The sequence below is a fragment of the Nocardia crassostreae genome (assembly GCF_001613405.1).
Taxonomy (GTDB): domain Bacteria; phylum Actinomycetota; class Actinomycetes; order Mycobacteriales; family Mycobacteriaceae; genus Nocardia; species Nocardia crassostreae.
This window is the reverse complement of the sequence record NZ_BDCH01000019.1, coordinates 1-12749: the sequence shown is the minus strand read 5'-3', so window position 1 is coordinate 12749 and position 12749 is coordinate 1. Positions and strand designations below refer to the sequence as shown.

Annotated in this window: 15 protein-coding genes; 9 read left to right on the top strand and 6 right to left on the bottom strand. The window is 67.7% G+C overall.

Annotated elements, in window-relative coordinates; all coding sequences use genetic code 11:
- Window positions 1–99: 99 nt before the first annotated feature.
- Both NC4_RS18945 and NC4_RS18940 read left to right on the top strand, forming a co-directional pair.
- On the top strand, window positions 100–744 hold the full coding sequence (locus NC4_RS18945) for a hypothetical protein (protein ID WP_218021220.1): 645 nt from the start codon (window positions 100–102) through the stop codon (window positions 742–744).
- 232 nt (window positions 745–976) lie between these two features.
- On the top strand, window positions 977–1591 hold the full coding sequence (locus tag NC4_RS18940; RefSeq protein ID WP_067540088.1) for a nucleotidyl transferase AbiEii/AbiGii toxin family protein: 615 nt from the start codon (window positions 977–979) through the stop codon (window positions 1589–1591).
- Between the two features lie 25 nt (window positions 1592–1616).
- Here the strand turns inward: NC4_RS18940 and NC4_RS18935 are convergent, their stop codons facing one another.
- From NC4_RS18935 to NC4_RS18925, 3 genes are all read right to left on the bottom strand, one after another.
- Complete coding sequence (locus NC4_RS18935) at window positions 1617–2168, bottom strand: DUF1990 domain-containing protein (RefSeq protein ID WP_067540085.1); 552 nt, start codon at window positions 2166–2168, stop codon at window positions 1617–1619.
- Between the two features lie 43 nt (window positions 2169–2211).
- The gene (locus NC4_RS18930) at window positions 2212–3075 is read right to left on the bottom strand and encodes a P1 family peptidase (protein ID WP_067540979.1); all 864 of its coding nucleotides are present in this window, start codon (window positions 3073–3075) and stop codon (window positions 2212–2214) included.
- Window positions 3076–3199: 124 nt separating this feature from the next.
- Window positions 3200–3808, bottom strand: coding sequence for a nucleoside/nucleotide kinase family protein (locus NC4_RS18925; RefSeq protein WP_067540082.1), 609 nt, complete (start codon window positions 3806–3808; stop codon window positions 3200–3202).
- Between the two features lie 190 nt (window positions 3809–3998).
- Here NC4_RS18925 and NC4_RS18920 point away from each other — a divergent pair, with 190 nt between their 5' ends.
- Window positions 3999–4850, top strand: coding sequence for an acyl-CoA thioesterase (locus tag NC4_RS18920; RefSeq protein ID WP_067540080.1), 852 nt, complete (start codon window positions 3999–4001; stop codon window positions 4848–4850).
- A 96-nt stretch (window positions 4851–4946) separates the two neighbouring features.
- Here the strand turns inward: NC4_RS18920 and NC4_RS18915 are convergent, their stop codons facing one another.
- Together NC4_RS18915 and NC4_RS45300 are read right to left on the bottom strand one after the other, a co-directional pair.
- Complete coding sequence (locus tag NC4_RS18915; protein WP_501193517.1) at window positions 4947–6203, bottom strand: APC family permease; 1257 nt, start codon at window positions 6201–6203, stop codon at window positions 4947–4949.
- A 21-nt stretch (window positions 6204–6224) separates the two neighbouring features.
- Window positions 6225–6935: an APC family permease gene (locus NC4_RS45300; RefSeq protein ID WP_501193516.1), complete on the bottom strand. Its 711-nt coding sequence runs from the start codon at window positions 6933–6935 to the stop codon at window positions 6225–6227.
- A 95-nt stretch (window positions 6936–7030) separates the two neighbouring features.
- Between NC4_RS45300 and pdxT the strand changes: the two genes are divergently transcribed.
- Entirely contained in the window at window positions 7031–7651 is a 621-nt protein-coding gene (gene pdxT / locus NC4_RS18910) for a pyridoxal 5'-phosphate synthase glutaminase subunit PdxT (RefSeq protein ID WP_067540077.1), read from the top strand.
- Window positions 7652–7755: 104 nt separating this feature from the next.
- A complete protein-coding gene (locus NC4_RS18905; RefSeq protein ID WP_067540074.1) occupies window positions 7756–8508 on the top strand; it encodes a YebC/PmpR family DNA-binding transcriptional regulator in 753 nt (250 codons plus the stop codon).
- Window positions 8509–8578: 70 nt separating this feature from the next.
- Here the strand turns inward: NC4_RS18905 and NC4_RS18900 are convergent, their stop codons facing one another.
- Complete coding sequence (locus tag NC4_RS18900) at window positions 8579–9028, bottom strand: DUF4383 domain-containing protein (RefSeq protein WP_067540071.1); 450 nt, start codon at window positions 9026–9028, stop codon at window positions 8579–8581.
- A gap of 186 nt (window positions 9029–9214) precedes the next feature.
- Between NC4_RS18900 and NC4_RS18895 the strand changes: the two genes are divergently transcribed.
- The 4 genes from NC4_RS18895 (at window position 9215) to ruvB (ending at window position 12133) form a co-directional block, all read left to right on the top strand.
- Window positions 9215–9733: an O-acetyl-ADP-ribose deacetylase gene (locus NC4_RS18895; RefSeq protein ID WP_067540069.1), complete on the top strand. Its 519-nt coding sequence runs from the start codon at window positions 9215–9217 to the stop codon at window positions 9731–9733.
- Window positions 9734–9860: 127 nt separating this feature from the next.
- Window positions 9861–10430 (top strand): crossover junction endodeoxyribonuclease RuvC, encoded by a 570-nt coding sequence (ruvC, locus tag NC4_RS18890; RefSeq protein WP_067540066.1) that lies wholly within the window; start codon window positions 9861–9863, stop codon window positions 10428–10430.
- Window positions 10427–11032, top strand: a complete 606-nt coding sequence (gene ruvA, locus NC4_RS18885) for a Holliday junction branch migration protein RuvA (RefSeq protein ID WP_067540064.1) — start codon at window positions 10427–10429, stop codon at window positions 11030–11032. The genes ruvC and ruvA overlap by 4 nt, the downstream gene beginning before the upstream one ends.
- A 6-nt stretch (window positions 11033–11038) precedes the next feature.
- Window positions 11039–12133 (top strand): Holliday junction branch migration DNA helicase RuvB, encoded by a 1095-nt coding sequence (gene ruvB / locus NC4_RS18880; protein ID WP_067540061.1) that lies wholly within the window; start codon window positions 11039–11041, stop codon window positions 12131–12133.
- The last annotated feature ends 616 nt before the right edge of the window (window positions 12134–12749 follow it).

The window sequence follows — 12749 nt, the reverse complement described above, 5'->3', positions numbered from 1 at the left end:
GATGCGCCGTAATCCATTGCACGGACACGAGATTTCGCGCCTTCATAGCCCGCGAAAATCCACGCGACGGCGAGTTCGCGGTTTGGAAAAATGGTCTTGGTGACAACCACCACAGCACCGGCATTCCACGGCGATTTCGAAGCGCACCTGACCGTCCGCGCGGACACCGGCGCCGAGATCGACGCCTTCGAAACCTATGCCGCCGCCAACGATCTGAAGTTCATCCACATCGTCCTGGACCGGGGTCGAGTTCCCCAGCAGCCGATGATCACCGTGCGGCGATCGGGATCGTTCGAGGCCGTTCGCGTCGCGGTGGAACACCTTGCGGCTCGCTTGTCCGGTGACGGATTCCCGGTGGTGCGCACCAAGATCGAGGCCGCGCCGTGGGCGGAGGGCGTCCCGCAATCCGACACGCGGTCCCTCGACCCCCGCTACTACTTCGAACACCACATCAAGCTCCTGCTACCTCCGGACACCGACTCCACCGCCCTGACCGCGATAGCCGTCATCCACGCCGCCCACCTCTCCGCCAACGCCCGCCGCACCCGCCCGGACGGCCGCACCGAACGTTTCGTCACCCAACGCTGCCGCCGAGTCGGCGACACCACAGCGGCGGCCCGCCTGGAAACCCTGCTCGCCGCACTGACCGACTACGAAATACTCTCCGTAGAGCGCGAATTCGTCGTCCACGACAGCGACGAATCGATCGACGCCGGGTGGATCACCGAAGGGCAGCAGCCATGACCGCCGGTTCTTGGGAGGACTTCCAGCGCCGCCACGGCTCGAGAGAGCACCTCGCCCCGAACGCGCCCTTGTCCGAGGCCACCCGCGCCGCCCAGGATCTACCTCGCACCGTCGCACCGGTTTTCGGCGACGGCGTGGTCCAGCACCTGTACTACGACGTCGCCATGGACCACCACAGCAACGGATTGCGACTCACCGAGCCCCAGTTCGCGGACCCCGACACCGGGCGGGCATGGTTCGCGGCCAGTGGCGACTCGGCGACGAGCGAGTCGGCGACATGTTCGTCGATATCGCCGAGCAGGCCGAACTCGCCGCACAGGCCGCCGACAGCGTCATCCGCTTCCACGCCGATATGGCCGCCACCGACGACATCTGGACCTACGACACCGTCCCCGGCCGTCGCCTGCTCCTGCCCTGGACCGCAGTCGATCAGGACATTCCTTCGGGCTCAGTGCAAATCGACTTCGTATTCGGGCAGCCGTTGGCGCAGCCACCCATCCTCACCCGGATACCTCGTATGGCCCGCCCCGGCGTCTCCGCCGTCCTGAACGCCGCCACCCCCGAACTCTCCCTGGCCTGGAAACTCCTATGGCTGGCGAGAGACGAGTACCCCCGCGGCAAAGACCTCTACGACGCCGTCCTCCTCGCCGAGCACTGCCACCTCCCGAGCGAGGTCCTGGACCGAACCCTCCACCCCGAGGAGGACTACCGGGACTACGGCAGCTACGCCCGGCTCGTCGACTACATCACCACCAATGTCGACTGGCCCGCCTCCGTCAGGGACCATCCCCAACTGGCGGGCCGTGAGGAGGAGTTCGCCCAGCGCCTACGGCGAGCCCTGACATGACCGAATCATCCTGGGACCGAGTCATTTACGAGCCGCCGCGGGTGAGGGCGCGCAGGTAGCGGCGGCGATAGAAACGCTGGGCTTGCGGGAGGATCGGGAACAGGGCGCGCCAGGGGCCAGAACGCGCCGGGCGGGTCAGGGAGCGCAGCGTCAGGAAGACCGTGCCGTCGGGATCGCGGTGCACGACGAAGGCTTCCTCGCCGGAGACCGGATGGCCGGGCAGGGTGCCGTAGGCGAAACCGGCGCGGGTGGGGGTGTCGACCACGGCGACCACGCGGACCGGCTCGTGCACCGCGAACGGCCCGAAAAAGGCGCTGATGCGGTAGTCGGCGCCCGCCGTGACGCGGTCGGCGGCCACGCCCAGGGGAGTGATCCGAAAACCGCTGCGCCGCTTGATACCCCAGGTGAGCACGGCGTCCACGGTGGCGAGCCAATCGGCGTCGCCCCGGCCGATCGCGACGGTCCGGTCGTAGTGCCGGAAGGTGGGAATCACGGTGGGCCAGTCAGGGCGGGCGGGGGCGGTCGCACCGATGGCCGGATAGCTGAATGCCACGTCGTGGGGCGGATCGAAAGGCATGCGGCTCCTCGGCTGGACGTGTCCGGTACGCGACCCTAGCCGATCAGGAAGCCAGTGACCGGATGGCTTCGGTCACCGTGGCCAGGGCCATCAGGCGGACCACATCGACATTGGAGTCGACCTCACCTGTCGCGGCCGCGATGAAGCCGTCGCCGTCGAAGCGGGTGTGCGGTGGGGTGAGGGCTCGGGAGAGGCCGTCGTGGGCGCCTTGGGCGACGATGTGGCAGTCGGCCTTGCTCAGGCGGGCATTGGTGATGACCGCGCCGATCGTGGTGTGCGCGCGCGAATTCGCGAAATCGAAGGGCTGGTTCAGCTGGGCCACGGCCTCAAGGGAGATCTCGGCGGAGCCGGTGTCTATATCGCCGAAGGCATTGACCACGCAGAGGGCGCCGACGATCACATCGTCCAACCGTCGCTCGGCATAGGCGATGCCGCCGGGACGGCGATGATCGGGGCCGCGCCACTGCGCGGTGTACGCACCGGAGCCCGCGCCGATCCGACCCTGCAGTATTTGGTCGCCACCGGTGGCCTGCGCGGCGGCATAGCCGTGGTCCGCGGTGGGGCGCGCGGCCGGATCGCCGACAGCGAGGTCGAACAAGGCCATGGTCGGGACAATGGGAACGGCTCCGCCGGGAGTGGGGACGCCCCGGCCCTGCTCCTCCAGATACCGCATGACGCCGTCCGCCGCGGCCAGGCCGAAAGCCGAACCGCCGGTGAGGAGAATGGCGTCCACGACGGCGACGGTCTTGTCCGGGGCCAGGGCATCGAGCTCACGCGTGGCGGGCGCGCCGCCACGGACCTCACAGGAGGCGGTGGTCCATTGCGGGAGGGTGAGGACGGTGCATCCGGTTTCGCCTACGGGATCCGACCAATGGCCGATGCGGACGCCGGGAACTCCGATGGTCATGCTCGCTCCTTCGTTCTCGCGCACCGATATGCGGTGCGCGCCCACTGAATTCGCAGACTGGGTCGATCATCCCACCATTGCGGGCGGTGGGAAGCAGGCAGTGACGGGTTCCACCGCGGCCGCGTCAGGTGCGCACGGCCGGGCGGTCCGGGTGATCCCACGCGACCAGGATGTCCGGATCTTCGTAATGAGTGCCCTCGTGTTCGCGCAAGGCGCCGAGGGTGAACGACTCGCTCGGATCGGTGCGGCGGCGCAGGGCGGACTCCGACATGCGCAGACGGACCGTCAGGTCGAAGTGCAGGCCGCGGCCCAGGAGCATCGGGCCCGCTATGAGCAGGACCATGGCGGGGGCGGCGGTGCGGATGCGGGCACGGGCGGAGCGGTCGGTCCGCTCGTTCCAGAGGGCGGGGAGCCAGCGGCCATCGCTGCGCAGTGGTTTCAGGACTTCACGATCCAGCGCCGGATAGTCGAACCAGGCGGTGCGGTAGGTGAATTCGTCGATGGGGTCGTACTCCAGGCGCAGGGAGGCGGGGCGGACGTAATCGTGCAGGGAGACGACGTCGGCGGGGCGGCCTGCGGCGCGGATGCGGGCGGCGATGGCTTGTGCGAACGGGACCGGGCGCGCGGCGTCGGCGGCGTCCACGGCAATGACGGCGGGCGCGGGCAGAGTCGCGGCGCGGTCGGCGATCAGGTTCGTCAGGGCATCGGGGGTGACGGCGGCGAACTCGGGCACCCGACCATCATGCGTGATGGTGACGGGCCGGGACGGCGGCGATGGGAGCCGCACGCATTCGCACCCGCGTGATCGGCCCGGGAACGGTGGCCCGGCGGATACGATCCATGCGGTGTTCGGGCAGGTCGGGCGGTTCGGTTCAGTGAACGGCTGTTAACCTAGCTCCCGACTATTCGGAAGGGAACGGTGCATGGCGACGATCGAAGAGGCTCTGGAGATCGAGCGGCTCGAACGCGACATCTTCCGGGGCGCGTCGACCAAGACGCAGCTGCCGCGCACCTTCGGCGGACAGGTCGCCGGGCAGGCGCTGGTCTCGGCGGTGCGCACGGTGGAGCCGGAATTCCAGGTGCATTCCCTGCACGGCTACTTCCTGCGGCCGGGCAATCCGCAGGAGCGCACCGTGTACCTGGTCGATCGCATTCGCGACGGGCGCTCGTTCTGCACCCGGCGCGTGACCGGCGTGCAGAACGGTGAGGCCATCTTCACCATGTCGGCCTCCTTCTATCGCGGCGACGAAGGGCCCGAGCATCAGGACGAGATGCCGACCGTGGAGCTGCCCCAGAATCTTCTGGACGCGCGCACCTCGATGATACCGGAGCGGCTGTGGGCCATGCGGGAATGGGAGCACTGGGATATCCGCACCATTCCGCAGGAGCAGGTCACACGGCGGGAGGGGCTGGCGGCGCAGCAGCAGGTGTGGTTCCGATACCGGCATCCGCTGCCCGACGATCCGCTGTTCCATGTGTGCACGCTCGCCTATATGAGCGATATGACGCTGCTCGGTTCGTCGAAGGTGCCGCATCCGGACGAGCCGACGCAGAACGCCTCGCTCGATCACGCCATATGGTTCCTGCGGCCCTTCCGCGCCGACGACTGGCTGCTCTACGACCAGCAGTCGCCCTCGGCCGGATTCGGGCGGGCGCTCACCGGCGGCCGGATCTGGAATCAGCGCGGCGAGATGGTCGCGGTCGTCATGCAGGAAGGGCTGATTCGGACTCCGCGCGACAAGAACGCGCAGTCCTACCCGCCGGGCACCAACTGACGCGTCACACGACCGCGCCGGTGCCGAGCACGCACCACCGCATCGAACGTCACGAGCGCGCCGACGGTTTTCCCTCGGCGCGCTCGCGCGTTTCGATCAGGCCGTCTGCACTCGCAGGTGGCAGACCACCGTGTTCGGCATCTTGCGCAGCACTCGCTCCAGTTCGTCACTGCGATGGCTGGGCAGCACCTTGTTCCACCCCGCCGGAGGTTCGATCTCCGCGATCACCACGACCTTGCGCCGTCCCGGAAACGTATCGCGCACATACCGCGCGCCCGGTCCGCCGACGGTCGAGTCGCCGTCCTCGAGCAGAATCAGCCGCACATCGGGATGCCACGCCTCCCATTCCTTGGTGAACACCGTGATGTTCTCCCTGGGCGGGCACACGTGCACCGCGATCACATCGCGCCCCAGCGACATGGCCGCCGACAGCGCCTCCCGGCTCAACTCCGACACCTCCGACACCGGCACCACGATGGCGGTCTCGGTGGCCTTCGGCGTCTCGGGCACGCAGCCCGCGCCGCGGCAGCCCTCGATCTTGCCGTAGGTCTTGCGGATTCGCTCCATGGCGACCACCAGCAGCGGCAGCACCACCACGATCAGCCACGCGCCCTCGGTGAACTTCATGGCCGTGGTCACGATGGCCGCCACGAAGGTCAATATCGCACCGAAGCCGTTGAGCATGAGTAGTGAGAGTCCGGTACCAAAACCGATGGACGACGAGCCGGCATGCCACTTCCAGCCCGCGCCGCGCGTGGCCAGCCAATGCCGCACCATGCCGACCTGCGCGATGGTGAACCCGACGAACACGCCGATCGCGAACAGCGGCACCAGCGCATTCATATTGCCATTGGACGCCACCAGCAGCACCGCCGCCGAAATGCCCAGTGCCAGAACGCCGAACCGGTACACCTGCCGCGGCGAAGCCACCGCGAACCGGTGCGGCAGGCAGTTGTCGTCGGCCAGGATCTTGGTCAGCGTCGGCAACCCGCCATAGGACGTATTGGCCGCCAGCGCCAGCAAAATCACCGTCGCGAATTGCACCACGTAGTAAGCGATTCCGTGCCCCAGCGCCGCCTCGGTCAGCTGCGAGAGCACGGTGGTGCCCTCGATCGGATGCACCTCGAACTTCTCGATCAACGTCGCCAGGCCCAGCAGCATGATGCCCAGCAGCACCCCGAGCGCCACCTCGGCCCGCTGCGCCCGCCGCACCTTCGGCTGCGCGAAGCTCGGCACCGCGTTCGCAATGGCCTCCACACCGGTCAGCGCCGCACACCCACTGGAGAAAGCCTTGAGCAGCAACAGAATTCCAATGGTGTGCGCATCGGTCACCACCGCTGCGCCGGTCGCCACGCTCGCAGGCTCGGCGCGCAGCTAGCCGCCGATGATGACCGCGAAAATCCCGAGCACGAACACGATCGTCGGAATCATGAAGGCGCGAGCGCTCTCCCGGATCCCGTACAGGTTGAGCGCGGTGATGCCCACCAGAATCGCGAGACAGATTTCCACGATATAGGCGTGCAGCCCCGGAAAGGCCGATGTCAGCGCCGCGACACCGGCGGCGATGGACACGGCCACATTGAGCACATAATCGACGATCAGCGAGGCCGCCGCCACCAGGCTGGTCCGATGCCCCAGCCGCTGTTTGGCCACGGCGTACGCGCCGCCGCCATTGGGGAAGGTGGCGATGACCTGGCGGTAGGAGGCGATGAGCACGGCCAGCAGCACCACGATCGCCGCCGTCACCGGCAGGGTGAAGCCCAGACCGGCCGCCCCGGCCGCCGCCAGGACCAGCACGATGGCTTCCGGACCGTAGGACACCGACGCCATGGCGTCGAGGGAGAGCCCGGCCAATCCGGTGGAGACCGTCAGCCCGTGTCCGCCGCGGCGACGGAACAGCGAACCTCGGCCGGGATGTCCGGCGCCACGAGTGGAAGTCCCGGTCGTATCCGGGCTGCCGCCGATCTGATTGGGGCCGTTCCGGTCGGTATTGCGTCCGGCGCGGATCATTCCCCGATTACGCGGCGGCGGCATGTCGACTCCGCCGCGCGGTCCGGGCGTGGTTTGCGGTAACGCATCAGTCACTTGGGCGAGTGTGCGCGCCTGATACCGGACTGGTCATCCGTCCTAACGAATCCTTCACACCCTGGGTGAGCAGGGCCACACCGCCGGTGAAAAGTATGCTCGACGGCGTGACTCCGAGGATTGGTGTACTGGCATTGCAGGGTGACGTGCGCGAACATGTGCACGCTCTGGCGGCTTGCGGGGCCGAGCCGGTGGCGGTGCGCCGGGAATCCGAGCTGGACACCGTGGATGGTCTGGTGATCCCGGGCGGCGAATCCACCGCTATCAGCAAGCTGCTCGAGGTGTTCGATCTGCTCGAACCGCTGCGGCAGCGGCTGCGCGACGGACTGCCCGCCTACGGATCCTGCGCGGGCATGATCCTGCTGGCCTCCGAGGTGCTCGACACCTGCCCGGATATGCAGCCGCTGCACGGCATCGATATGACGGTGCGGCGCAATGCCTTCGGCCGTCAGGTCGATTCCTTCGAGACCGATCTGGAGTTCACCGGCCTGGACGATCCGGTGCGCGCGGTGTTCATCCGCGCGCCCTGGGTGGAGCGGGCCGGGGACGGCGTCGAGGTGCTGGCCACGGTCCCGTCGGGTCCGGCGGCCGGGCGCATTGTCGCGGTCCGGCAGGGCAATGTCATGGCCACCTCCTTCCATCCGGAGGTGACCGGCGACTTGCGCGTGCACAAGCTGTTCGTCGACACCGTGGTTCGCCCCCGCGCCGGAGTCTGACTGGTACAAGATCATGGGTGCGTGGCCGCTCCGACGGCGCGCAGTAGACTGGGGCCGCTGTCCGTCCGCGGGCGACGTTGCCCCCTGAACCGAGGAAGTAGGGAATGAGCGGCCACTCCAAATGGGCCACCACCAAGCACAAGAAGGCTGCGATCGATGCCAAGCGCGGCAAGCTGTTCGCCAAGCTGATCAAGAACATCGAGGTGGCGGCCCGGACCGGTGGTGGTGACCCGGACGGCAACCCGACCCTGTGGGACGCGATTCAGAAGGCGAAGAAGTCGTCGGTCCCGAACGACAACATCGAGCGCGCCCGCAAGCGCGGCTCCGGTGAAGAGGCCGGTGGCGCCGACTGGCAGACCGTCATGTACGAGGGCTACGGCCCCAATGGCGTTGCGGTCCTGATCGAATGCCTCACCGACAACCGCAACCGCGCCGCCGGTGAGGTGCGCGTGGCCATGACCCGCAATGGCGGCAATATGGCCGACCCGGGTTCGGTCGCCTACCTGTTCAGCCGCAAGGGCGTCATCACCCTGGAGAAGAACGGCCTCTCCGAGGACGACGTCCTCATGGCCGTCCTGGACGCGGGCGCCGAAGAGGTCAACGACCTCGGCGAGGAATGGGAGGTCATCTCCGAGCCCGGCGACCTCATCGCCGTCCGCACCGCCCTGCAGGGCGCGGGCATCGACTACGAGTCCGCCGAGTCCGGCTTCCAGCCGTCGATGTCGGTCGCCGTCGACGCCGACACCGCCCGCAAGGTCTTCAAGCTGGTCGACGCCCTCGAAGACAGCGACGACGTCCAGAACGTCTACACCAATGTCGACATCTCCGACGAGGTCCTCGCCGAACTCGACGCCTGATCGAGCTCACACAGCGAAAAACGAAGGCCGCCTCCGTGATCGGAGGCGGCCTTCGCCGTGCCGGGGGTGATCAGGTTGCCGCGCGGGGGGACAGGCGTGGCAGTAGCAGGCCGAGGGCGATCATGCCGAGGCCGAGGGCGAAGTGCAGCCAGTCGTCGGCGGGGTTGAAGGGGATGAAGTTGGCGGAACTGGTTTGGTCGACGAGCAGGCCGTAGATCCAGAGGAGCAGGTACAGCGCCCCGGCTCCGAGGAGGAACCAGGTGGCGGTGGCGATGGTGCGCGCGGCGGCGATACCGGCCACGCCGAAGAGCAGATGAACGATGTTGTGCAGCACCGAGACCTGGAAGATGCCCAGGAGTTCGGCGTGCGATTCGTGCCCGGCGAAGCCGAGGTCGTCGTAGTCGGTGACGATGCCGGGGATGAACGCGAGAATCCCTACCACCAGGAAGGTCGCGCCCACGACGGCCGCGCCCAGTTGTACCGGTGACCAGCGGGTGAGGATGGTTCCGGAAGTGGCCATTGTCCGTTCGCCTTTCTCCGTCCGGCGTCGGCGCGCCGCGAAGCGCCGCGGCGTCCGGTCCGCCGGCCTACCGGCGGCGTACCCGATTCGGCCGCGCGCGAACGGCGGGAGAATTCGTCCAGGTCACCGCCTGGCACGAGCCTACGGCGCGGGCGGGACCGCGGGAATGGGTGGCAGAATCCGGGCATGGTCGAATTGGTCGCGGTCCGAGGGGATATCACCGAACAGCGGGTGGATGCCGTGGTGAACGCGGCGAATTCGTCACTGCTGGGCGGCGGGGGAGTCGACGGGGCTATACACCGCAGGGGCGGTCCGGAGATCCTGGCTGCCTGTCGCGCCCTGCGGGCCTCGCACTACGGCCGCGGCCTGGCGACCGGCCAGGCGGTCGCCACCACCACCGGAAACCTGCCCGCGCGCTGGGTGATTCACACCGTCGGCCCGGTGTGGTCGGCCACCGAGGACCGTTCCGCCCTGCTCGCCTCCTGCTATCGCGAATCATTGCGGGTGGCAGACGAATTGGGTGCCGAGACGGTGGCTTTCCCGGCCGTCTCGACCGGTATCTACGGCTGGCCCATCGACGATGGCGCGCGCATTGCGGTGCAGACGGTGCGCACTGCCGATACCGCCGTGCGTGAGGTGCGATTCGTCCTGTTCACCGCGGACGCCCACGACGCCTTCGAAGCGATCCTCGCGAGCACGGCGTGAGCCGACGCCGCCCGCGGCGGTGAGAGCGGAACCCCTGCCGCCGACCGGCCCGTGTCGGTTGCCGGGGACTCGCGCTGCGTCCGTTAGACTCTCGAACAGTTGTTCGTTAGCGGTGAGAGGGGTTTTCGTGCGGGTGATGGGCGTCGACCCCGGGCTCACCCGGTGCGGCCTCAGCATGGTCGAGGGCGGAGTGGGCCGACAGGTCACGGCCCTGGACGTGGATGTGGTGCGCACACCGCCGGAGATGGATCTCGCCGAACGACTCATGCGCGTGGCCGATGCCGCCGAGCACTGGATGGATACGCACAAACCCGAGGCCGTGGCCATCGAGCGGGTGTTCTCCCAGCACAATGTGCGCACCGCCATGGGCACCGCGCAGGCGGGCGGCGTCATCGCCCTAGCCGCCGCGCGCCGCGGCATTCCCGTGCACTTCCACACCCCCAGCCAGGTCAAGGCCGCCGTCACCGGAAACGGTTCGGCGGACAAGGCGCAAGTGACCGCCATGGTCACCCGTATTCTCGGCCTGGCGGTCGCGCCCAAACCGGCCGACGCCGCCGACGCGCTGGCGCTGGCCATCTGCCATTGCTGGCGCGCGCCCATGCTGGACCGCATGGCCAAGGCCGAGGCCCAGGCCGCGCAGCAACGGCGCATGTACGAGGAAAGGCTTGCCCAGCAACGGAAGGCGGTAACCCGGTGATCGCGTCGGTACGCGGTGAGGTACTCGAGATCGGACTCGACCATGTGGTCCTGGAGGCCGCCGGAGTCGGCTATCGCCTGAACGTCACCCCCGCCACCCTGGCCGGGCTGACCCGCGGCGAGGACGCGCGCCTCTACACGACCATGATCGTGCGCGAGGACTCCATGACCCTGTTCGGCTTCGCCGACACCGAGGCCCGCGAGCTGTTCGTCCTCCTGCAAACGGTTTCCGGCGTAGGCCCCAAACTCGCCATGGCCGTCCTGGCCGTCCTCGAACCCGAAGCCCTCCGCAAGGCCCTGGCCGAATCGAACGTAGCCGCCCTCACCCGCGTCCCCGGCGTAGGCAAACGCGGCGCCGAACGCATGTGCGTGGAGTTGCGCGACAAGGTGAATCTCGTTCCCGTGCAATCGGGCCCGCCCGGCGCAGGCCCCGTCCCCATGGTCACCCCCATCCGCGACCAGGTCGTCGACGCCCTCATCGGCCTCGGCTTCCCCATCCGCCACGCCGAACCCGCCGTCGGCGCCGTCCTGCTCGACCAGCCCGACGCCGACACCTCCAAGGCCTTGCGCGCCGCCCTGGGACTGCTGGGCAAGAACCGATAGGCGATCATGACCGACGACCAGGACCTCACTCCACCCGCCGACGAATCCACAGTCAGCCCAAGCTATCTCGCCTCCGACGGCGAAATAGAGGCAAGCCTCCGCCCGAAATCCCTCGACGACTTCATAGGCCAGCCCCGAGTCCGCGAACAACTCGCCCTGGTCCTGCGCGGCGCGAAGTTGCGCGGCGGCACCCCCGACCACGTCCTGCTGTCGGGTCCCCCCGGCCTCGGCAAAACCAGCATGGCCATGATCATCGCCGCCGAACTCGGCACGGCCCTGCGCCTGACCTCAGGCCCCGCCCTGGAGCGCGCCGGTGACCTCGCCGCCATGCTCAGCAACCTCGTCGAGGGCGACGTCCTCTTCATCGACGAAATCCACCGCATGGCAAGACCAGCCGAAGAAATGCTCTACCTCGCCATGGAGGACTTCCGCGTAGACGTAGTAGTAGGCAAAGGCCCAGGCGCCACCTCGATTCCCCTCGATATCGCCCCCTTCACCCTGGTAGGCGCAACCACCCGCTCCGGAGCCCTGACCGGTCCACTGCGTGACCGGTTCGGGTTCACAGGGCATATGGACTTTTACGAACCGGACGAACTCCAGTTGATCCTCCAACGCTCCGCGCGGATTCTGGGCGTCCGGCTGGAGGTCGACGCTGCTGTGGAAATCGCAGGTCGCTCCCGCGGCACGCCGCGCATCGCCAATCGGCTGCTGCGGCGCGTCCGCGACTACGCCGAAGTGAAGGCTGACGGTTTGGTGACGCGCGCGGTCGCACAGGCCGCCCTCGCCGTTTATAATGTGGACGCCCTCGGGCTGGACCGACTGGACCGCGCAGTTCTCGGCGCTTTGATCCGCAGCTTCAACGGCGGGCCCGTGGGGGTCTCAACTCTCGCGGTAGCAGTTGGGGAGGAAGCCGCGACCGTTGAGGAAGTCTGCGAACCCTTCCTGGTTCGAGCAGGATTGGTCGCACGAACACCCCGCGGCCGAGTCGCCACCGCAGCGGCATGGGAGCATTTGGGACTGGTACCACCACCAGACTTGGTCTTCGGGTCGATAGAGGTCCGCGCCAGAGAATCCCACCCGACGCTTGACCTTTTCGAGTGAGTTCACGCCCACAACCGCCAAATCGGTGACCTCACACCCTGTTTCGTGACTGCACACCGGCTATGGGGGTGTGTAGTCAGAGGAAAGGGTGTGAGGTTGGTGCGGTGAAGGTGTGCGGATTGCGGGGTTGTGCTCGCCTGCAGGAGATTTCATGAAGCCGTTGATCGCACCCTGATAAGTGAGAGGGTGGGTCTGATCAGGAACGCTCGTGGCTGTGTTTAATTTGCCCTCCGCTTCGCTCCGGGCGGGGTTTGGGCCTCTAAGTCTCGATTTTTCCCTCCCTCCGCGCACGTCTGTGCTCCTCCGCTTCGCTCCCCCGCACAGACGCACGCTCCACTCAGTCCAAAATCGAGACGGCCCAAACCCTCACAGCACTGTTCGAACGGAATTCCCTGCAGTTACCGTGCTTTCGCGGCGGGATAGAAATCTGCCAACAGGATTGCTGTCGACCGCCGTGTGCAGCGGACGGGCTTGCGTCACCTGCGGTTCGGGGTTCGCCTGCGGCGGACATTCGCGGCCGTGAGAAGACAAGCATGAACAGCCCTCCGGCTGCTCACTGTGGCCCCCTGTCTCGGATGTCCATCGGAGGCGAACCTCGGTTGCCTGGTGAGGCACT

Excerpts from the sequence above, each read along its gene's own strand:
- NC4_RS18940 (WP_067540088.1), top strand. The coding sequence starts at position 977 with ATGGTTCGCGGCCAGTGGCGACTCGGCGACGAGCGAGTCGGCGACATG.
- NC4_RS18935 (WP_067540085.1), bottom strand. The coding sequence starts at position 2,168 with ATGCCTTTCGATCCGCCCCACGACGTGGCATTCAGCTATCCGGCCATC.
- NC4_RS18930 (WP_067540979.1), bottom strand. The coding sequence starts at position 3,075 with ATGACCATCGGAGTTCCCGGCGTCCGCATCGGCCATTGGTCGGATCCC.
- NC4_RS18920 (WP_067540080.1), top strand. The coding sequence starts at position 3,999 with ATGGCGACGATCGAAGAGGCTCTGGAGATCGAGCGGCTCGAACGCGAC.
- pdxT (WP_067540077.1), top strand. The coding sequence starts at position 7,031 with ATGCTCGACGGCGTGACTCCGAGGATTGGTGTACTGGCATTGCAGGGT.
- NC4_RS18905 (WP_067540074.1), top strand. The coding sequence starts at position 7,756 with ATGAGCGGCCACTCCAAATGGGCCACCACCAAGCACAAGAAGGCTGCG.
- NC4_RS18900 (WP_067540071.1), bottom strand. The coding sequence starts at position 9,028 with ATGGCCACTTCCGGAACCATCCTCACCCGCTGGTCACCGGTACAACTG.
- NC4_RS18895 (WP_067540069.1), top strand. The coding sequence starts at position 9,215 with ATGGTCGAATTGGTCGCGGTCCGAGGGGATATCACCGAACAGCGGGTG.
- ruvB (WP_067540061.1), top strand. The coding sequence starts at position 11,039 with ATGACCGACGACCAGGACCTCACTCCACCCGCCGACGAATCCACAGTC.